This window comes from Streptomyces sp. NPDC054840, from assembly GCF_053611065.1.
The window spans coordinates 1-16,977 of record NZ_JBSGZP010000078.1; the positions used below are offsets into that span (position 1 = coordinate 1).

A 16,977-nucleotide genomic window follows, 5' to 3' on the forward strand; every position below is an offset into this window, starting at 1 on the left:
GGAACTGCCGCGCCGGGTGCGCCAGGCCAGCCTCGTTCCGCAGCTTCGGGAGGCCCCCGTCCCCGAGGCCCCCGCCGCGGCCGGCCTTTCCGAGGAGCCGCCGGGCCGCACCCCGGAGCAGGCCCGGGACCGGATGGCGGCCTACCGGGCCGGCTGGGTCCGCGGGGCACAGGAGAAGTCCCCTCACGCAGGCAGCGAAGGAGAAGTGTGATGATCGAACATCAAAGGATCGACCTCGGTGGTGGCCGCAGGTCCGGCGAACTGGACTGGCTGCTCGACGACCTGGTGCTCCGGGTCCGCGAGGTCCGGCACGCCGTGGTCCTCTCCAACGACGGCCTGGCGGTCGGCGCCTCCAGCGCGCTCAGCCGGGAGGACGCCGAGCACCTGGCCGCGGTGGCCTCCGGCTTCCACAGCCTGGCCAAGGGCGCGGGCCGGCACTTCCACGCCGGGGGCGTGCGCCAGACGATGGTCGAGATGGACGAGGGCTTCCTCTTCGTCGCGGCGGCCGGCGACGGTTCCTGTCTGGCCGTGCTCAGCGCCGCCGGCGCCGACATCGGCCTGATCGCCTACGAGATGGCCCGGCTGGTGAAGCGGGTCGGCGAGCACCTCTACACCCCGCCCCGGTTCGCGGCGCGCCCGCCGGCCGCGGGCTGAGGGCGGCGGTCCGGCACATGAACGGCCAGTGGTACGACGCCGACGCGGGCCCGCTCGTCCGTCCGTACGCCATGACCGGCGGGCGTACGAAGCCGGGACCCCACGGAGTCCGTTTCGACCTGATCGCGCTGGTCGTGGTCGATCCGGTGGGGACGGACGAGGCGGCGGAGTGCCTGCTGGGCCCAGAGCACCGGGCACTGCTCGGACTCTGCCGGTCCGAGACCCAGTCGGTGGCCGAACTCGCCGCCGACGCCGACCTGCCGGTGGGGGTGGTGCGGGTGCTCCTCGGGGACCTGCTGGAGGGCGGGCACGTCAAGGTCAGCCGGCCGGTACCGCCCGCACAACTGCCGGACGAGCGGATTCTGCGTGAAGTCATCGAGGGATTGAGAGCGCTTTGATGGGACAGCATGACGACCGATCTGCCGGACCGGCCGCGGGCGTGGACCCCGATCCCGGGGAGGACCCCGAACTGGCCGCACTCGCGCTGAAGATCCTGGTGGCGGGCGGCTTCGGGGTGGGCAAGACCACGCTGGTGGGCGCGGTCAGCGAGATCCGCCCGCTGCGGACGGAGGAGGCGCTGAGCGAGGCGGGTGAACTGGTCGACGACACGGGAGGCGTGGACCAGAAGACGACCACGACCGTGGCCATGGACTTCGGGCGGATCACCATCCGGTCCGGGCTGTCCCTGTACCTGTTCGGCACGCCGGGGCAGGACCGGTTCTGGTTCCTGTGGGACGAGCTGTCGCAGGGCGCGCTGGGCGCGGTGGTCCTCGCCGACACGCGGCGGCTGGAGGACTGCTTCCCGGCGGTGGACTACTTCGAGCACCGGCGCATCCCGTTCGTGGTGGCCGTCAACTGCTTCACGGACGCACGGCAGTTCGGGGCGCACGACGTGTCACGGGCCCTGGACCTGGAGCAGGGGACGCCGGTGGTGTTGTGTGACGCGCGGGACCGGGACTCGGGGAAGGAAGTACTGATCAGGCTGGTCGAGTACGCCGGGCGGGTGCACACCGCCCGGCTGCTGGACTCGGTGGAGCCGCAGGCCGATTCCGTGTGAACCGGCCGGTCGGCGCGCGGGATCGGGCGTCAGGGGTGGTCAGGGGGCAGGGGCAGGGGACGGGAGCCGGTCAGTCGGCGATCCCGGCGAGGGCGATCACCTTGTCGATCGGCACCCTGACGAGCAGTTCGGTCGGGACGGCGTTGCGGCGTCCGATGGATTCGGCCTGCTCCTCGCCCATGTAACGGGCGCCGATCCGGGTGGCCCATGTGAGGAGTTCGTCCGCGTCGTCGGTGTACCCGCTGATCTCGGCGCGGCCCTCCAGGACGACGAAGGAGAAGGGCGGCCGGTCGTCGTCCACGCAGAGCGCGACCCGGCCGTCGCGAGCCAGGTTGCGTCCCTTGACGGTGTCCTTTCCGGTGTTGAAAACGAAAGAATCGCCGTCGAGCACGAACCAGATGGGGGCGATGTGCGGCCTTCCGTCCTCGCGCACGGTGGAGAGCTTTCCGGTGCGGGTGGAGTGCGAGACGAATGCCCGCCATTCCTCTTGAGTCATCTTCTTCGCCATGGGGACATCCTCCTTGCCCGAAAGGCGCTGGTGGGGAAGGCTTGCGGCACGAGTACGCGGGGTGGGGCGCGGCCAGGTGGCCGACGTCAACGGGGAGGGGCCGGGAATGGCACTGGACAAGCAACTGGACTGGCTGCTGGACGACCTGACGCGCAGGGTCCAGCAGGTGAGGCACGCCGTGGTGCTGTCCAACGACGGCCTGGTCACGGGGGCGAGCGCGGGGCTGGCGCGGGAGGACGCGGAACACCTGGCGGCCGTCGCGGCCGGCCTGCAGAGCCTTGCCAAGGGGTCCGGCCGCCACTTCCGGGCCGGCGAGGTGCGGCAGACGATGATCGAGTACGACGAGGGAGCGCTTTTCGTCATGGCGGCGGGCGCGGGCAGCAGTCTGTGCGTGCTGAGTGCCGCCGAGTCGGACATCGGCCAGGTCGCGTACGAGATGACGCTGCTGGTCAACCGGGTGGGCGAGCACCTGGGCGTCGCGGAGCGGCGCATCACCGGCGGCTGAGCCGAGCCGAGTCCGGCGCCGCTGAGGGAGTTGTCCACAGGCCTCGCGGGGTGTCATCGCGCTGAGTTACGGTCTTCACACAGAGTAATCATCGCTCGTGGGGGAGGACGTAATGACGCAGGTGAGGACCGCACTTCGGGACGATGTGGCCGACGGCGCTGCGGACGTGCTCGTGGGTGGCGTCCAGGCCGCCAATGAACTGGGGCTGAGCCGCAGCGAGTTCGCCAGGGCCGTCCAGCTGGGGATCGTGCGGGCCGGGCCGCGCACGCTCGGCGGCGCCGCGCGCTACGCACGGGCCGAGCTGGACCGGGTCAGGTCGGCGGCGGGCCGGCCGGGTGGGCTGCGCGAGCAGGTCGAGACGGTGGCAGGGGCGGAGGCCGCGGCCGAGGTGGTGGGTGTCGGCCCGAGCCGCTTCACGCGGCTCGCGCGCTGCGGGCACGTGGCCCCGGTCGGCTACCGGATCAACCGGTACCGGGCCGTGGTGTGGCTCTATCTGACCGGGGAGCTACGGAGCTTCGCCGGGCGGGAGCCCGGAATGCTGCGCGGGATCGCGCCCCCGGCGGACCGGGAGCTGATGGCGGCCAAGACGGATCTGCGCCCGCGCAAGTGGCGCGGGCGGCACGTCGGGCTGCTGCTGAGACGGGCCGCCGACCCATGGGAGCGCGCTGCCGTCCTGGCTTCGGTGCTCCCCGAGGACGAACTGCTGGAGGCGGTGCCCGACCCGGCGGAGCGGATCATCCTGGCCGCCCTCGGCCCGCCCCCGCCGTACGGGCACCCACAGGTTCCGGCGGCAGCCGCGGTGGCGACGGGTCTGCTGAAGGCCGGGCCGCCGGACGAGATCCACTGGTACCGCACCAGCCTGGACTTCGCCCTGGCGGGCGCGCGGGGTCAGTCGAAGTCGACGGCGGAGAGGGGGCCGACGTAGACCCAGGCCCCGGCCTCCCGGGAGAAGCTGCTGTGCTCGTGCAGCGAGCCGGTGTGCCGGCCCTCGCGGTAGTGCGCGCGGAACTCCACCGAGCCCTCCGTCTCGAACATCCCGCCGCGCTCGGTGGCGAGGATCTCCAGCCTCTCCCAGCGCTGTTCGGGATCCAGGTCGAGGCGGTCCGGACGGGTGGCGGGGTGCCAGGAGCGCAGCAGGTACGCGGTGTCGCCGACGGCGAAGGCGCTGAACCGGGAACGCATCAGCTGCTCGGCGGTGGGCGCCGAGCGAGCACCGGAGTGGAAGGGGCCGCAGCACTCCTGGTAGGTGGCGGGCAGCCCGCAGGGGCAGGGGACGGCAGGGGTGGGCATGAGTGTGCTCAGTTCTCCGGGGCAGGCTGGGCCGGCCGGGGCGGCTCGGCGGGGTACGGACGGAAGAGGCCCTCCTGGACCACGGACACCAGCAGCCTTCCCTCCACGTCGTAGATGCGGCCCCGGGCCAGCCCACGGCCGCCGTGCGCGATGGGCGACTCCTGGTCGTACAGGAACCACTCGTCCGCACGGAAGGGCCGGTGGAACCACATGGCGTGGTCCAGCGAGGCCATGTCGAAACCGCGCATGCCCCACAAGGGTTCCACCGGGATGCGCACAGCGTCGAGGAGGGTCATGTCACTTGCGTAGGTGAGGGCGCAGGTGTGGATGAGGGGGTCGTCGCCCAGCGGTCCGACCGCGCGCATCCACACCGCGCTGCGGGGATCCGATCCCTTGAGCTCCTCGGGAGTCCAGCGGAGCCGATGGACGTACCGGATGTCGAAGGGCTGGCGGCGGGCCATCCGCTCCAGTGCCTCCGGCAGTGCACCGAGGTGCTCGCGGATCTCGTCCGCGAGCTTGGGGAGTGTGTCCGGATGAGGAACGTGGTGAGGAGGCAGCTGGTGCTCGATGCCGCCCTCCTCCGGGTGATGGAAGGAGGCGGTGAGATTGAAGATCGTCTTGCCTTGCTGGACCGCGGTGACCCGGCGCGTGGTGAAGGACCGCCCGTCGCGCACCCGCTCCACCTGGTACACGATCGGCACCCCGGGGATGCCGGGGCGCAGGAAGTACGCGTGCAGCGAGTGGACCGGGCGGTCGCTCTCGACGGTGCGCCCGGCGGCCACCAGTGCCTGGCCGGCGACCTGTCCGCCGAAGACGCGCTGGAGGGACTCCTGCGGGCTGGCACCGCGGAAGATGTTGACCTCGATCTGCTCGAGATCGAGCAGATCGACCAGTCTCTCGGCGGGGTTCGTCATCAGAGGATCTCCACTGTCGGGTCCGGCGGGTCCGGCGGGTCCGGTGAGGCGGGCGGGTTCGGCGGGATGCGGCGGACGGTCAGAGCGCTCCGAGCTCACCGACCGAGGTGACCCGGATGACGGCCCGGCCCTCCTCGTCGGAGGCGGCCAGGTCGACCTCGGCGCTGATGCCCCAGCCATGGTCCCCGTTGGGGTCCGCGAAGGTCTGGCGGACCCGCCACAGGCCGTGTGCCGGGTCCTCCTCGATCTGCAGCAGCTTCGGGCCGCGCGCGTCGGGGCCGGTGCCCAGGTCGTCGTACTCGTCCCAGTACCCGTCCAGGGCCTCACCCCAGGCATCCGCGTCCCAGCCGGACTCGGAGTCCAGCTCGCCCAGTACGTTGACGTGGTCGAGGGCCGCCAGCTCCACCCGGCGGAACATGGCGTTGCGGACCAGGACGCGGAAGGCACGCGAGTTCGCGGTGACCGGCTTGACCTGGTCGGCCTTCTCCTGGGCCTGCTCCGCCGTCTCCACCTCCGGGTTCGCCAGCTGCTCCCACTCGTCCAGCAGACTGGAGTCGACTTGGCGGACCAGCTCGCCGAGCCAGGCGATCAGGTCCTGGAGGTCCTCGGACTTGAGGTCGTCCGGGATGGTGTGGTCCAGCGCCTTGAACGCGCTCGCCAGGTAGCGCAGCACGATGCCCTCGGTGCGGGCCAGCTCGTAGAAGGAGGTGAACTCGGTGAAGGTCATCGCGCGTTCGTACATGTCGCGGATGATCGACTTCGGCGAGACCGGGTGGTCACGCACCCACGGGTGGCTCTTGGCGTACACGTCGTAGGCGTGCGAGAGCAACTCTTCGAGCGGCTTCGGATAGGTGACGTCCTGGAGCCGCTCCATCCGCTCCTCGTACTCGATCCCGTCGGCCTTCATCTGGCCGATCTGGATACCGCGTTCCTTGTTCTGCTGGGCGGCGAGGATCTGCCGCGGGTCGTCCAGCGTGGACTCCACGACGGAGACCATGTCCAGCGCGTAGGAGGGGGACTCCGGGTCCAGCAGGTCGAAGGAGGCCAGGGCGAAGGTGGACAGCGGCTGGTTGAGCGCGAAGTCCTGCTGGAGGTCGACGGTGAGCCGGATGGTGCGGCCCTCCGCGTCCGGGGTGTCGAGCTTCTCGACCACACCACCGTCCAGGAGCGAGCGGTAGATCGCGATGGCCCGGCGGATGTGCCGCAACTGGGCCTTGCGGGGCTCGTGGTTGTCCTCCAGCAGGTGGCGCATCGCCCGGAAGGCATCGCCCGGCCGGGCGATGACCGACAGCAGCATGATGTTGGTGACCTTGAAGCGCGAGGTGAGCGCCTCCGGGTCGGCGGCGATGAGCTTCTCGAAGGTGGTGTCCGACCAGGCGACGAAGCCCTCGGGAGCCTTCTTGCGCACCACCTTGCGGCGCTTCTTCGGGTCGTCGCCCGCCTTCGCGAGAGCCTTCTCGTTCTCGATGACGTGCTCGGGGGCCTGGGCGACCACGTAGCCCGCCGTGTCGAAGCCGGCCCGGCCGGCGCGTCCCGCGATCTGGTGGAACTCGCGGGCGCGCAGGGTGCGGACCCGGTTGCCGTCGTACTTGGTGAGCGCCGTGAACAGCACCGTGCGGATCGGGACGTTGACGCCGACCCCGAGGGTGTCCGTACCGCAGATGACCTTCAGCAGACCGGCCTGGGCGAGCTTCTCGACGAGGCGGCGGTATTTGGGCAGCATGCCCGCGTGGTGCACGCCGATGCCGTGCCGGACGTAACGGGAGAGGTTCTGGCCGAACTTGGTGGTGAAGCGGAAGTTGCCGATGAGGTCCGCGATCTTGTCCTTCTCCTCGCGCGTGCACATGTTGATGCTCATGAGCGACTGTGCCCGCTCGACCGCCTGGGCCTGGGTGAAGTGCACGATGTAGACGGGAGCCTGCCGGGTCTCCAGCAGCTCGGTGATCGTGTCGGTGATCGGCGTGGTGACGTACTCGTACGAGAGCGGGACGGGCCGGTTCGCCGAGCGGACCACCGAGGTGGGCCGGCCGGTGCGCCGGGTCAGGTCCTCCTCGAACCGCTTCATGTCGCCGAGGGTCGCCGACATCAGGACGAACTGCGCCTGCGGCAGCTCCAGCAGCGGGATCTGCCAGGCCCAGCCGCGGTCCGGCTCGGCATAGAAGTGGAACTCGTCCATCACGACCTGGCCGATGTCGGCGTGCTTGCCATCGCGCAGGGCGATGGAGGCCAGCACCTCGGCGGTGCAGCAGATCACCGGAGCGTCCGCGTTCACGGAGGCGTCGCCGGTCAGCATGCCGACGTTCTCGGTGCCGAAGAGCTTGCACAGGTCGAAGAACTTCTCCGACACCAGCGCCTTGATCGGAGCGGTGTAGAAGGTGACCTTGTCCTGGGCCAGGGCGGTGAAGTGTGCCCCGGCCGCGACCAGGCTCTTGCCGGAGCCGGTCGGGGTGGACAGGATGACGTTCGCCCCGGAGACGACCTCGATCAGCGCCTCCTCCTGAGCCGGGTACAGGGTGATGCCCTGGTCCTCCGCCCACGAGGAGAAAGCCTCGAAGAGTGCGTCGGGGTCGGCGTTCGGCGGGAGCTGATCAATGAGGGTCACACCCCCCATCTTGCCTGGCTTCCCCCCGGATCAGGGAACCGGCGGACGGAACGAAGATCACCGACGGTACGCTGTGCCGTCGATGCGGCCCGAACGAAACAGTCGACCGGGCCCGACCACACACCAGCGGGGCGGGAAACGACCATGATGGGTCCGGCGCACTCACTGTCCGGGGCAGCGGCCTGGCTGGGGGTGGGCGCGGCCACCGCGGCCGCCGGCCACCCCATGCCCTGGCCGGTCCTCGTCGTCGGCGCGCTGATCTGCGCCGGGGCCGCCCTCGCCCCCGACCTCGATCACAAGTCGGCGACGATCTCGCGCGCCTTCGGCCCGCTCTCCAAAGGCGTGTGCGAGGTGGTCGACAAGATCTCCTACGCCGTCTACAAGGGCACCCGCTCCAAGAAGGACGCCCGCCGCACCGGCGGTCACCGCACCCTGACGCACACCTGGCTCTGGGCCGTGCTGATCGGCGGCGGGGCCTCCCTGCTCGCCGTGACCGCCGACCGCTGGGGTGTGCTCGCCCTGCTCTTCGTGCACCTGGTGCTGGCGGTCGAGGGGCTGCTGTGGCGGGCCGCCCGGATGTCCAGCGATGTCCTGGTCTGGCTGCTCGGCGCGACCAGCGCCTGGATCCTGGCCGGGGTGCTCGACCAGCCCGGCAACGGTGCGAACTGGCTCTTCAGCGGGACGGGCCAGGAGTACCTCTGGCTCGGTCTGCCGATCGTGCTGGGGGCGCTGGTCCACGACATCGGCGACGCGCTCACCGTCTCCGGCTGCCCCGTCCTGTGGCCCCTGCCGATCGCCGGCAAGCGCTGGTACCCGATCGGCCCGCCGAAGGCGCTGCGCTTCAGGGCAGGCAGCTGGGTGGAGCTGAAGGTCCTGATGCCGGTCTTCATCCTGCTGGGCGGATTCGGCGGAGCCTCGGCCCTCGGCTTCATCTGACACACGTCGGAGCCACCGGGCGGGGAGGGCACGCACCCCCGCCCCGCCCAGCCCCCGGGCGTCCTGGCCCCGGCTCAGCCGTGCCAGGAGCGCCACAGGGCCGCGTACGCCCCGTCGGCCGCGACCAGCTCGTCGTGCGAGCCGAGTTCGCTGATCCGGCCGCGCTCGACCACCGCGATCACATCCGCGTCGTGCGCGGTGTGCAGCCGGTGGGCGATGGCGATCACCGTACGGCCGTCCAGTACCCGGGCCAGCGAGCGCTCCAAGTGCCGTGCCGCGCGCGGGTCCAGCAGCGAGGTGGCCTCGTCCAGCACCAGCGTGTGCGGATCGGCCAGCACCAGCCGGGCCAGCGCGATCTGCTGCGCCTGCGCCGGGGTCAGTGCCGTGCCGCCGGAACCGACCTCGGTGTCCAGGCCTGCCTCCATGGCCCGGGCCCAGCCGTCGGCGTCGACCGCGGCCAGCGACGCCCACAGCTCGGTGTCCCCGGCGTCCGTCCGCGCGAGGCGGAGGTTGTCCCGCAGCGTGCCCACGAACACGTGGTGCTCCTGGTTGACCAGGGCCACGTGCTCGCGCACCCGCTCCGCGGGCATCCGTGACAGCCGCGCCCCGCCGAGGGTGACCTCGCCCGTCCGGGGCGCGTAGATGCCGGCGAGCAGCCGTCCCAGGGTGGACTTGCCCGCGCCCGAGGGGCCGACCAGCGCCATCCGGGTGCCCGGTGGCACGGACATCGACACCTGGTGCAGGACGTCCACCCCCTCCCGGTAGCCGAAGTGGACCTCTTGGGCCCGCACGTCCCGGCCCTCGGGCGCCACCTTCGCGTCCCCGGCGTCCGGTTCGATCTCCCGCACGCCCACCAGGCGGCCGAGCGAGACCTGGGCGACCTGCAACTCGTCGTACCAGCGCAGGATCAGACCGATCGGATCGACCAGCATCTGCGCGAGGAGCGCGCCCGTGGTCAGCTGCCCGACCGACATCCAGCCCCGCATCACGCAGAACCCTCCGATCAGCAGCACCGAGCCGAGGATCGTCACGAAGGTGACGTTGATGACCGGGAAGAGGACCGTCCGCAGGAAGAGTGTGTACCGCTCCCACGCCACCCACTGCGAGATCCGCCGCTCCGACAGCGCGATCCGCTCCGCCCCGAGGCGGTGAGCCTCGACCGTGCGGCCCGCATCCACCGTCTCGGTGAGCACGGCCGAGACCGCCGCGTAGCCGGCCGCCTCCGAGCGGTACGCCGACGGCGCCCGCCGGAAATACCAGCGGCAGCCGATCACCAGAACCGGCAGCGCCACCAGCGCGGCCACCGCCAGCGGCGGCGCGGTCACCGCGAGAGCCCCGAACAGCAGCCCCGCCCACACCACGCCGACGGTCAGTTGCGGCACGGCCTCGCGCATGGCGTTGGCCAGCCGGTCGATGTCGGTGGTGATCCGCGACAGCAGGTCACCGGTACCGGCCCGCTCCAGCACGCCCGGTGGCAGACCCACCGACCGCACCAGGAAGTCCTCGCGCAGATCGGCCAGCATCTCCTCGCCGAGCACCGCCCCGCGCAGCCGGACCAGCCTGACGAAGAACGTCTGGACGGCCAACGCCAGCGCGAACAGCAGCGCCACCCGTCCCAGATGCAGCTCCCGCGCTCCCGCCGCCAGGTCGTCCACGATCCTGCCCAGCAGATACGGGCCGGCCATGGAGGCGATCACCGCGGCCGCGTTGACACTCACCAGCAGCACGAAGGCCCGCCGGTGGCGCCGGAACAGGCCGCGCACATAGCCCCGTACGGTCGCCGACGTGCCCACGGGCAGGGTCGCGGCCGACTCGGGGGTGGCCGGATCGTACTCCGGCGGCGCCACGCCGATCATGCGGATTCCTCGATCTCTGTGAGTGCTTCTTCCAGCTCTGTCAGTTCCAGCCCGCCGAGCCGCTGCTCCTCGTCGGTCTCGCGGGTGACGACCGCCCGGTAGCGCGGCTCGCGCTGCAGCAGCTCGCGGTGGGTACCCACGGCCGCCACCGTGCCCTCGTCGATGAGCACGACCCGGTCCGCGCGGTCCAGCAGCAGCGGCGAGGACGCCAGTACCACCGTGGTCCGCCCGGCACGCAGGGCCGCGATCCCGTCCGCGATCCGCGCCTCGTTGTGCGAGTCCACCGCGGAGGTCGGCTCGTCGAGCACCAGGACCTCCGGGTCGGTGACGAGGGACCGCGCCAGCGCGAGACGCTGACGCTGGCCGCCCGACAGGGACCGGCCGCGCTCGGTGATCCGGGCGTCCATCGGGTCCTCGACCCCGTCCGGCGCCGACTGCAGCAGCGCGTCCAGGACGTCCGCGCACTGGGCCGCGCCCAGTGCAGCGGCGGACTCGACCGTTCCGGAGGCCGGTACGTCGAACAGCTCCCGCAGGGTGCCGGACAGCAGCACCGGATCCTTGTCCTGTACGAGGACCAGGGTGCGCGCGGTGTACAGGTCGAGCTCGTCCAGCGCGACCCCGCCGAGGAGCACGGACGGCACATCGCCCGCGCCGGCTTCCGCTTCCGCCTTGGCCTCCGCCCCCGCATCCGTCGCCGCGGCCTCGTTCATCGGGTGGCCACCCAGGCGTTCGGCGAGCCGCCCCGCCAGGTCCGGGTCCCCGCACACGACGCCGGTGAACCGCCCCGCGGGGGCCAGCAGCCCGGTCCGCGGGTCGTACAGGTCCCCGCCCGGGGCCGGCGCGTTCACCGGAGCGGTGCGCGCGGGGCGCTCCGCGGCGGCGTCCGTCCGGTGCAGCGACAGCACCCGGGCGGCACGTTTGGCGGAGGGGCGGGAGAAGGAGTACGCCATGGCGATCTCCTGGAAGTGCCGCAGCGGGTAGAGCAGGGTCGCCACCGCGCTGAACGCGGCGACGAGTTCACCCACCGCGATGCGCCCGTCCGAGACGAGAGTGGCGCCGTACCAGACCACCGTGATCATCAGGACGCCAGGGAGGACCACCTGGATCGCGGAGATCAGCGCCCACATCCGCGCGCTGCGCACGGCGGCCTTGCGGACCTCCTGCGAGGCCTCGCGGTAGCGGCCGAGGAAGAGTTCCTCACCGCCGATGCCGCGCAGCACGCGCAGACCCGCGACCGTGTCGGAGGCCAGCTCCGTGGCCTTCCCCGCCTTCTCCCGCTGGACATCGGCGCGTCGGGTGGCGCGCGGCAGCAGGGGCAGCGGGGCCAGGGCGATCAGCGGTACGCCGATCGCCACGACCACACCGAGCTCGGGGGCGAAGAACAGCAGGCCCACGCAGACGAGGACCACGGAGAAGACGGCCGCGAGGAAGCGCGAGACCGCCTCGACGAACCATCCGATCTTCTCCACGTCGCCCGTGGACACGGCGACCACCTCACCCGCGGCGACCCGTCGGGTGAGGGCGGAGCCCAGCTCGGCCGTCTTGCGCGCGAGGAGCTGCTGCACCCGGGCCGCGGCGGTGATCCAGTTGGTGACGGCGGTGCGGTGGAGCATCGCGTCGCCGACCGAGATGGCGACGCCGATGGCCAGGAGCAGCGCGCCGACGAGCAGCAGCCGGTTCGGCTCGCGGTCGACCACCGCGCCGACACCGAGGCCCACGGCGTACGGCAGGGCGGCGACGCCCGTGAAGTGCAGCATTCCCCAGCACAGGCTCTTGAGCTGTCCGCCGAGCTGACCGCGCCCCAGCCACAGCAGGAACCGGGGGCCGGAACGAGCGTCGGGTACCCCTGGATCCGGATACGGAAGATCGCTGATCTGCATGACGCCCCATGACTGGTCGAGTGGTCCAAACCGTGCAAGGTTCGCCTTCCCGACCGGTGCCGGGCAATCGATTTTCCGCGGGACGCCCGCTGCGGCCAGCAGGTTTACGGCGGCGGGGGGCGGCGTGCCGCCTGGTCACGGGGGTCGCACGCCCCGGCGCTCACGGGCGGGAGGCGTGCTCCGGTTCGATCAGGGCCGCAACGGTGATTCCGCCCCGTCGCCCGGTCCGTGCCCACCTCGCACATCCGGTTCGCCGACAGGGTGCGCGTCGAAGGCCCGCCGCGCGGTGACCTCCGCCGGCTCGCGCGACGTCGCCGAGGCCGTCAGCTCCGATGCGGCATGCCCCGGTCGCCCGGGTGGCCTACTCAGCAGGTGCGCTCCGCCGGGGCGTCCGACAGGGCGTTCAGCAGACCGCCGAGCACGTCGCGCTGGTCGGCGGTCAACGGCGCCAGGATCTCCTCCGCCGCGTTGGTTCGCGCGTTGCGCAGCCGGCGCAGCGTGGCGCGGCCGGTGTCGGTGAGTTCGATCCGGATGACGCGGCGGTTCGCGGGGTCGGGCGCGCGCCGTACGCACTCGGCAGCCTCCAGGCCGTCCACGAGGGTGGTCACCGCGCGCGGGACGACTTCCAGGCGGGCGGCGAGATCCGCCATACGGGGTGCCTGCTCGCCCTCGTAGTGCGAGACGAGGCGCAGCAAACGACTCTGGGCGGGAGTGATCCCGAGTGGCACCATGTGGCGCTTCTGGATGCGGTGCAGCCTGCGCGTCAGGCGCAGGAGCTGTTCGGCGAGGAGGCGGTCGCTGTCGGAGGCGGAGCTCATGCGGGAACAATATCAGGATGAAGTTCATTGTGAGCATAGGTAACAATGACCTATGCTCCAATGACCCCGACCTTGCCGAAGGGGATGCTCGCGTAGGCCCCGGTCGACCCGACCCCTGACTTCTGACCCCGAGAGGGTGCCCATGCCACACGACGAACCGAAGTGGATCCCATCGAAAGACCCCATCGACCCGACCCGTCCCGCCCCGGCGGAGCAGCCCCGTGAGCTGCGCCGCATCGTGGGATTGTTCCGGCCCTACCGCGGCCGGCTCGCCCTCGTCGGCCTGTTGGTCGGCGCCTCCTCGCTGGTCGGCGTCGCCTCGCCGTTCATGCTCCGCGAGATACTCGACGTCGCGATCCCGCAGGGCCGCACGGGGCTGCTCAGCCTGCTCGCGCTCGGCATGATCCTGACCGCCGTCGTCACCAGCGTCTTCGGTGTGCTCCAGACCTTCATCTCCACCACCGTCGGCCAGCGCGTCATGCACGACCTGCGCACCGCCGTCTACGCGCAGCTCCAGAGGATGCCGCTGGCCTTCTTCACGCGGACCCGCACCGGGGAAGTGCAGTCACGCATCGCCAACGACATCGGCGGCATGCAGGCCACCGTCACCTCCACCGCGACCTCGCTCGTCTCGAACCTGACGGCAGTCATCGCCTCCGTGGTCGCCATGCTCGCGCTCGACTGGCGGCTCACCCTGATCTCGCTGCTCCTGCTGCCCGTCTTCGTGTGGGTGAGCCGGCGGGTCGGCCGCGAGCGCAAGAAGATCACCACGAAGCGGCAGAAGCAGATGGCCGCCATGGCGGCGACGGTCACCGAGTCGCTCTCGGTGAGTGGCATCCTGCTCGGCCGCACCATGGGCCGCTCCGAGTCCCTCACCTCCGCCTTCTCCGCGGAGTCCGAGAAACTCGTCGGCCTGGAGGTGCGCTCCAGCATGGCCGGGCGCTGGCGGATGTCCACCATCGGCATCGTCATGGCCGCGATGCCCGCGCTCATCTACTGGGCGGCCGGCATCGCCCTCCAGACGGGCACCCCCTCGCTCTCCGTCGGCACCCTCGTCGCCTTCGTCACGCTCCAGCAGGGCCTGTTCCGCCCCACCGTGAGCCTGCTGTCGACCGGCGTGCAGATGCAGACCTCGCTCGCGCTGTTCGCCCGCATCTTCGAGTACCTCGACCTGCCGGTCGACATCACCGAGCGCGCGGACGCGGTGCGGCTGGACCGGGCCAAGGGTGAGGTCACCCTGGAGGACGTCCACTTCGCGTACGACGCCAAGAACGGTCCGACCCTCTCGGGAATCGACATCACCGTCCCGGCCGGCTGCTCCCTCGCCGTCGTCGGCCCGACCGGCTCCGGCAAGAGCACGCTCAGCTACCTGGTGCCCCGGCTCTACGACGTCACCGCCGGACGGGTCGCCCTCGACGGGGTGGACGTGCGCGACCTCGACTTCGACTCGCTGGCCCGCTCGATCGGCGTCGTCTCCCAGGAGACCTACCTCTTCCACGCCTCGGTCGCCGACAACCTGCGCTTCGCCAAGCCGGACGCCACCGACGAGGAGATTGCCGAGGCGGCCCGCGCGGCCCAGATCCACGACCACATCGCCTCCCTGCCCGACGGGTACGACACCCTGGTCGGCGAGCGCGGCTACCGGTTCTCCGGAGGTGAGAAGCAGCGCCTGGCCATCGCCCGCACCATCCTGCGGGACCCGCCCGTGCTGATCCTCGACGAGGCCACCAGCGCCCTGGACACCCGTACCGAGCATGCCGTCCAGCGGGCCATCGACAATCTTTCCGCGGGACGCACCACCATCACCATCGCCCACCGCCTCTCCACCGTGCGCGACGCGGACCAGATCGTGGTCCTGGACGCCGGGCGCATCGCCGAACGCGGCACCCACGAGGAGCTGCTGAAGGCCGACGGCCGGTACGCGGCCCTGGTCCGCCGGGACCGGGACGCCGCACTGGCGCCGGAGCCGCCGGAGGGCGTCCAGCTGGCTCCGGTAAATGTGTGACCGAACGACCGGCATGCGGTTCGGGTGCCGGAAATATGATGAATCGCGGGTTAGCGTTCCGGTATGCGTCATGAGTACCTGCCGCCGCAGCGCCGCTCCCGGCTGACCCGCCGGGGCCGGCTGGCGCTCTTCCTCGGCACGCTGCTCGCCCTCGGTGCGGCGGTCCTGATGCCGATGCTGCGCGGCGGTGAAGCGCCGGAGGCGCCACGTCGGCTGCTGATCCCCGAGGGCTGGCGGGCCCCGCAGGTGTACGCCGCGGTCGACCGCGAGCTGAAGCTCCCGCCGGGATCCACGAAGGCGGCGGTGGCCACCGCCGGGCTGGCACTGCCCGACGAGGCCAAGGGCAATCCGGAGGGCTACCTCTTCCCGGCGACGTACCCGGTGACCTCGAAGTCCACCCCGGCCACCCTCCTCAGGCACATGGTGCGGACGGCGAACCGGAAGCTCGCCACCCAGGCCGTCGCCGACGGCGGCAAGGCGCACGGGATGACTCCGTACCAGACGGCCACCCTGGCCAGCATCATCGAGGCGGAGGCCCAGGGCCGGGCCGACATGGGCAAGGTGGCACGGGTGGTGCACAACCGGCTGGCGAAGTCGATGCCGCTCCAGATGGACTCCACCATCAACTACGCGCTGAACCGCAGCACCGTGGACACCAAGCTGAGCGACACCCGGATCGACAGCCCCTTCAACACCTACGAACGCCAGGGACTGCCACCCACGCCGATCGGCAGCCCCGGGCTGGAGGCGATGGCGGCCGCTGTCGCCCCGACGCCCGGCGACTGGCTGTTCTTCGTCACCGTCAAGCCGCGCGACACCCGCTTCTCGGCGACCTACGAGGAGCACAAGAAGCACGTCGCGGAGTTCAACCGGATCCGCGCGAGCGCGGGCTCCCGCACAGGTCAGGCCGGCCCCACCGGAAGATGAGGGGCCTCGGCCCCGGCAGCGGTGCCAGGTGTACTCCGCCGGTCGGTCCAGCGTCCGCCGCGGCCTCGGTCAGGTCTTCGGGTCGCCGAAATCGGGCAGGGTGACCGAGCCGTCCGCGGCGAGGAGGAATCCCGGATTGTGCGCGACTTCCCAGCAGTGGCCGTCCGGGTCCGCGAAAGCACCGGAGTAGAACCCGATCGCGTTGACGGCCGCGGGCTTCGTGACGGTGCCGCCGGCCCGTCGTACCGCGGCCAGCAGCTCGTCCACCTCGGCCTCGGAGCGGACGTTGTGCGCCAGGGCGATCCCGCCGAACCCGCCGGCCGGTCCGGGCTCGACCCCGCAGTCGCGAGCCAGCTTGTCCCGGTCCCACAGCACCAGCGCGAGCCCGCCGGCCTGGAAGAAGACCGTCTCCTCGACCTCCTGTCCCCGCCAGCCCAGGGCCTCGTAGAACCCCTTGGCGCGGGCGAGATCGGAAACCCCCAGGGTGACCAGGGTGATGCGCTGTTCCATGCGAGAACAGTAGAACGCCCCGCACGGGACGGCCGCCGAAGCCGCACCGTCCGCACGGCGCGGCTCGGAGCCCCGGTCCGTACGGCGGCCGAACGAGCCGGCCGGACGCTCAGTCGCCGGAGTGGGCCTCGGCAACCGCGTAGGTGTCCTCGTGGAGGTGGTAGCGGGTGACCCGCCCGGCCCGGACCGTGGCGTGCAGGGCGAACGCGGTGTCGATGTCCCGGCCTCGGCCGGCAGCGGGAACAAGCGTTGCACGGTCCGCGCCGGTGATGCTGCTGTCATGCCTGTCGACCCCACGGGCGGGCGGTGCCGTCGCCGGATGCACCGGCGATGTTGCGGAAGCGGCCCGGGGCCTCCCGCGGTCAGCCCACCGGTGCCCCCGCCCCCTCGCGGCTCAGGAACCGGCGGATCTCACGGACCGCGGCGCCGCCCGCGCGGTTGGCGCCGATGGTCGACGCCGACGGGCCGTAGCCCACCAGGTGGATCCGCCCGTCGCGCACGGCACGGCTCCCGTC

At 71.6% G+C, this 16,977-nt stretch carries 17 protein-coding genes and 2 pseudogenes; 9 read left to right on the top strand and 10 right to left on the bottom strand.

Annotation, left to right across the window (positions count from 1 at the left end; genetic code table 11):
* The 4 genes and pseudogenes from ACWGIU_RS08565 to ACWGIU_RS08580 all read left to right on the top strand — a co-directional run.
* Window positions 1-211 (top strand): annotated as a pseudogene (locus ACWGIU_RS08565) (sensor histidine kinase); the annotation flags it as partial.
* Complete coding sequence (locus ACWGIU_RS08570; protein ID WP_453703697.1) at window positions 211-654, top strand: roadblock/LC7 domain-containing protein; 444 nt, start codon at window positions 211-213, stop codon at window positions 652-654. The pseudogene ACWGIU_RS08565 and the gene ACWGIU_RS08570, both read left to right, overlap by 1 nt.
* 17 nt (window positions 655-671) lie before the next feature.
* Window positions 672-1,052: a DUF742 domain-containing protein gene (locus ACWGIU_RS08575; RefSeq protein WP_453703699.1), complete on the top strand. Its 381-nt coding sequence runs from the start codon at window positions 672-674 to the stop codon at window positions 1,050-1,052.
* Window positions 1,052-1,711, top strand: a complete 660-nt coding sequence (locus ACWGIU_RS08580) for a GTP-binding protein (RefSeq protein WP_453703701.1) — start codon at window positions 1,052-1,054, stop codon at window positions 1,709-1,711. The genes ACWGIU_RS08575 and ACWGIU_RS08580 overlap by 1 nt, the downstream gene beginning before the upstream one ends.
* 70 nt (window positions 1,712-1,781) lie before the next feature.
* Here ACWGIU_RS08580 and ACWGIU_RS08585 read toward each other — a convergent pair whose 3' ends face one another.
* Entirely contained in the window at window positions 1,782-2,219 is a 438-nt protein-coding gene (locus ACWGIU_RS08585) for a PPOX class F420-dependent oxidoreductase (protein ID WP_453703703.1), read from the bottom strand.
* A 106-nt stretch (window positions 2,220-2,325) separates the two neighbouring features.
* Between ACWGIU_RS08585 and ACWGIU_RS08590 the strand changes: the two genes are divergently transcribed.
* Both ACWGIU_RS08590 and ACWGIU_RS08595 read left to right on the top strand, forming a co-directional pair.
* Window positions 2,326-2,724 carry a roadblock/LC7 domain-containing protein gene (locus ACWGIU_RS08590; protein ID WP_030009154.1) on the top strand — a complete coding sequence of 133 codons (399 nt, stop codon included), beginning with the start codon at window positions 2,326-2,328 and terminating at the stop codon, window positions 2,722-2,724.
* Window positions 2,725-2,836: 112 nt separating this feature from the next.
* Window positions 2,837-3,649 carry a DUF6397 family protein gene (locus tag ACWGIU_RS08595; RefSeq protein WP_453703705.1) on the top strand — a complete coding sequence of 271 codons (813 nt, stop codon included), beginning with the start codon at window positions 2,837-2,839 and terminating at the stop codon, window positions 3,647-3,649.
* Here ACWGIU_RS08595 and ACWGIU_RS08600 read toward each other — a convergent pair.
* The 3 genes from ACWGIU_RS08600 to ACWGIU_RS08610 form a co-directional block, all read right to left on the bottom strand.
* Entirely contained in the window at window positions 3,613-4,014 is a 402-nt protein-coding gene (locus tag ACWGIU_RS08600) for a YchJ family protein (protein WP_453703707.1), read from the bottom strand. The two genes, ACWGIU_RS08595 and ACWGIU_RS08600, sit on opposite strands and share 37 nt — an antisense overlap.
* A gap of 8 nt (window positions 4,015-4,022) precedes the next feature.
* Entirely contained in the window at window positions 4,023-4,928 is a 906-nt protein-coding gene (locus ACWGIU_RS08605; RefSeq protein WP_453703709.1) for an acyl-CoA thioesterase, read from the bottom strand.
* Window positions 4,929-5,007: 79 nt separating this feature from the next.
* Window positions 5,008-7,530 carry a DEAD/DEAH box helicase gene (locus ACWGIU_RS08610; protein ID WP_453703711.1) on the bottom strand — a complete coding sequence of 841 codons (2,523 nt, stop codon included), beginning with the start codon at window positions 7,528-7,530 and terminating at the stop codon, window positions 5,008-5,010.
* Between the two features lie 144 nt (window positions 7,531-7,674).
* Between ACWGIU_RS08610 and ACWGIU_RS08615 the strand changes: the two genes are divergently transcribed.
* On the top strand, window positions 7,675-8,466 hold the full coding sequence (locus ACWGIU_RS08615; RefSeq protein WP_453703713.1) for a metal-dependent hydrolase: 792 nt from the start codon (window positions 7,675-7,677) through the stop codon (window positions 8,464-8,466).
* Between the two features lie 74 nt (window positions 8,467-8,540).
* Here the strand turns inward: ACWGIU_RS08615 and ACWGIU_RS08620 are convergent, their stop codons facing one another.
* The 3 genes from ACWGIU_RS08620 to ACWGIU_RS08630 form a co-directional block, all read right to left on the bottom strand.
* Complete coding sequence (locus ACWGIU_RS08620; protein ID WP_453703714.1) at window positions 8,541-10,322, bottom strand: ABC transporter ATP-binding protein; 1,782 nt, start codon at window positions 10,320-10,322, stop codon at window positions 8,541-8,543.
* Window positions 10,319-12,202 (bottom strand): ABC transporter transmembrane domain-containing protein, encoded by a 1,884-nt coding sequence (locus ACWGIU_RS08625; RefSeq protein WP_453703715.1) that lies wholly within the window; start codon window positions 12,200-12,202, stop codon window positions 10,319-10,321. Before ACWGIU_RS08625 ends, ACWGIU_RS08620 begins: the two co-directional genes overlap by 4 nt.
* Window positions 12,203-12,567: 365 nt before the next feature.
* The gene (locus ACWGIU_RS08630; RefSeq protein WP_453703717.1) at window positions 12,568-13,020 is read right to left on the bottom strand and encodes a MarR family winged helix-turn-helix transcriptional regulator; all 453 of its coding nucleotides are present in this window, start codon (window positions 13,018-13,020) and stop codon (window positions 12,568-12,570) included.
* Between the two features lie 142 nt (window positions 13,021-13,162).
* On the opposite strand from ACWGIU_RS08630, the gene ACWGIU_RS08635 reads away from it, so the two are divergent.
* Window positions 13,163-15,025, top strand: a complete 1,863-nt coding sequence (locus tag ACWGIU_RS08635; protein ID WP_453703718.1) for an ABC transporter ATP-binding protein — start codon at window positions 13,163-13,165, stop codon at window positions 15,023-15,025.
* 63 nt (window positions 15,026-15,088) lie between these two features.
* Complete coding sequence (gene mltG / locus ACWGIU_RS08640; RefSeq protein ID WP_453703719.1) at window positions 15,089-15,952, top strand: endolytic transglycosylase MltG; 864 nt, start codon at window positions 15,089-15,091, stop codon at window positions 15,950-15,952.
* Between the two features lie 69 nt (window positions 15,953-16,021).
* Here the strand turns inward: mltG and ACWGIU_RS08645 are convergent, their stop codons facing one another.
* From ACWGIU_RS08645 to ACWGIU_RS08655, 3 genes and pseudogenes are all read right to left on the bottom strand, one after another.
* The gene (locus tag ACWGIU_RS08645) at window positions 16,022-16,462 is read right to left on the bottom strand and encodes a VOC family protein (protein ID WP_453703720.1); all 441 of its coding nucleotides are present in this window, start codon (window positions 16,460-16,462) and stop codon (window positions 16,022-16,024) included.
* A gap of 109 nt (window positions 16,463-16,571) precedes the next feature.
* Window positions 16,572-16,787, bottom strand: a complete 216-nt coding sequence (locus tag ACWGIU_RS08650) for a hypothetical protein (protein WP_453703722.1) — start codon at window positions 16,785-16,787, stop codon at window positions 16,572-16,574.
* Between the two features lie 37 nt (window positions 16,788-16,824).
* Window positions 16,825-16,977: pseudogene (locus tag ACWGIU_RS08655) on the bottom strand (pyridine nucleotide-disulfide oxidoreductase); the annotation flags it as partial.

Bases quoted from the DNA above. Each gene is read 5' to 3' on its own strand.
- ACWGIU_RS08570 (WP_453703697.1), top strand. From the start codon at position 211: ATGATCGAACATCAAAGGATCGACCTCGGTGGTGGCCGCAGGTCCGGC.
- ACWGIU_RS08575 (WP_453703699.1), top strand. From the start codon at position 672: ATGAACGGCCAGTGGTACGACGCCGACGCGGGCCCGCTCGTCCGTCCG.
- ACWGIU_RS08580 (WP_453703701.1), top strand. From the start codon at position 1,052: ATGGGACAGCATGACGACCGATCTGCCGGACCGGCCGCGGGCGTGGAC.
- ACWGIU_RS08585 (WP_453703703.1), bottom strand. From the start codon at position 2,219: ATGGCGAAGAAGATGACTCAAGAGGAATGGCGGGCATTCGTCTCGCAC.
- ACWGIU_RS08590 (WP_030009154.1), top strand. From the start codon at position 2,326: ATGGCACTGGACAAGCAACTGGACTGGCTGCTGGACGACCTGACGCGC.
- ACWGIU_RS08595 (WP_453703705.1), top strand. From the start codon at position 2,837: ATGACGCAGGTGAGGACCGCACTTCGGGACGATGTGGCCGACGGCGCT.
- ACWGIU_RS08600 (WP_453703707.1), bottom strand. From the start codon at position 4,014: ATGCCCACCCCTGCCGTCCCCTGCCCCTGCGGGCTGCCCGCCACCTAC.
- ACWGIU_RS08605 (WP_453703709.1), bottom strand. From the start codon at position 4,928: ATGACGAACCCCGCCGAGAGACTGGTCGATCTGCTCGATCTCGAGCAG.
- ACWGIU_RS08615 (WP_453703713.1), top strand. From the start codon at position 7,675: ATGATGGGTCCGGCGCACTCACTGTCCGGGGCAGCGGCCTGGCTGGGG.
- ACWGIU_RS08620 (WP_453703714.1), bottom strand. From the start codon at position 10,322: ATGATCGGCGTGGCGCCGCCGGAGTACGATCCGGCCACCCCCGAGTCG.
- ACWGIU_RS08625 (WP_453703715.1), bottom strand. From the start codon at position 12,202: ATGCAGATCAGCGATCTTCCGTATCCGGATCCAGGGGTACCCGACGCT.
- ACWGIU_RS08630 (WP_453703717.1), bottom strand. From the start codon at position 13,020: ATGAGCTCCGCCTCCGACAGCGACCGCCTCCTCGCCGAACAGCTCCTG.
- ACWGIU_RS08635 (WP_453703718.1), top strand. From the start codon at position 13,163: ATGCCACACGACGAACCGAAGTGGATCCCATCGAAAGACCCCATCGAC.
- mltG (WP_453703719.1), top strand. From the start codon at position 15,089: ATGCGTCATGAGTACCTGCCGCCGCAGCGCCGCTCCCGGCTGACCCGC.
- ACWGIU_RS08645 (WP_453703720.1), bottom strand. From the start codon at position 16,462: ATGGAACAGCGCATCACCCTGGTCACCCTGGGGGTTTCCGATCTCGCC.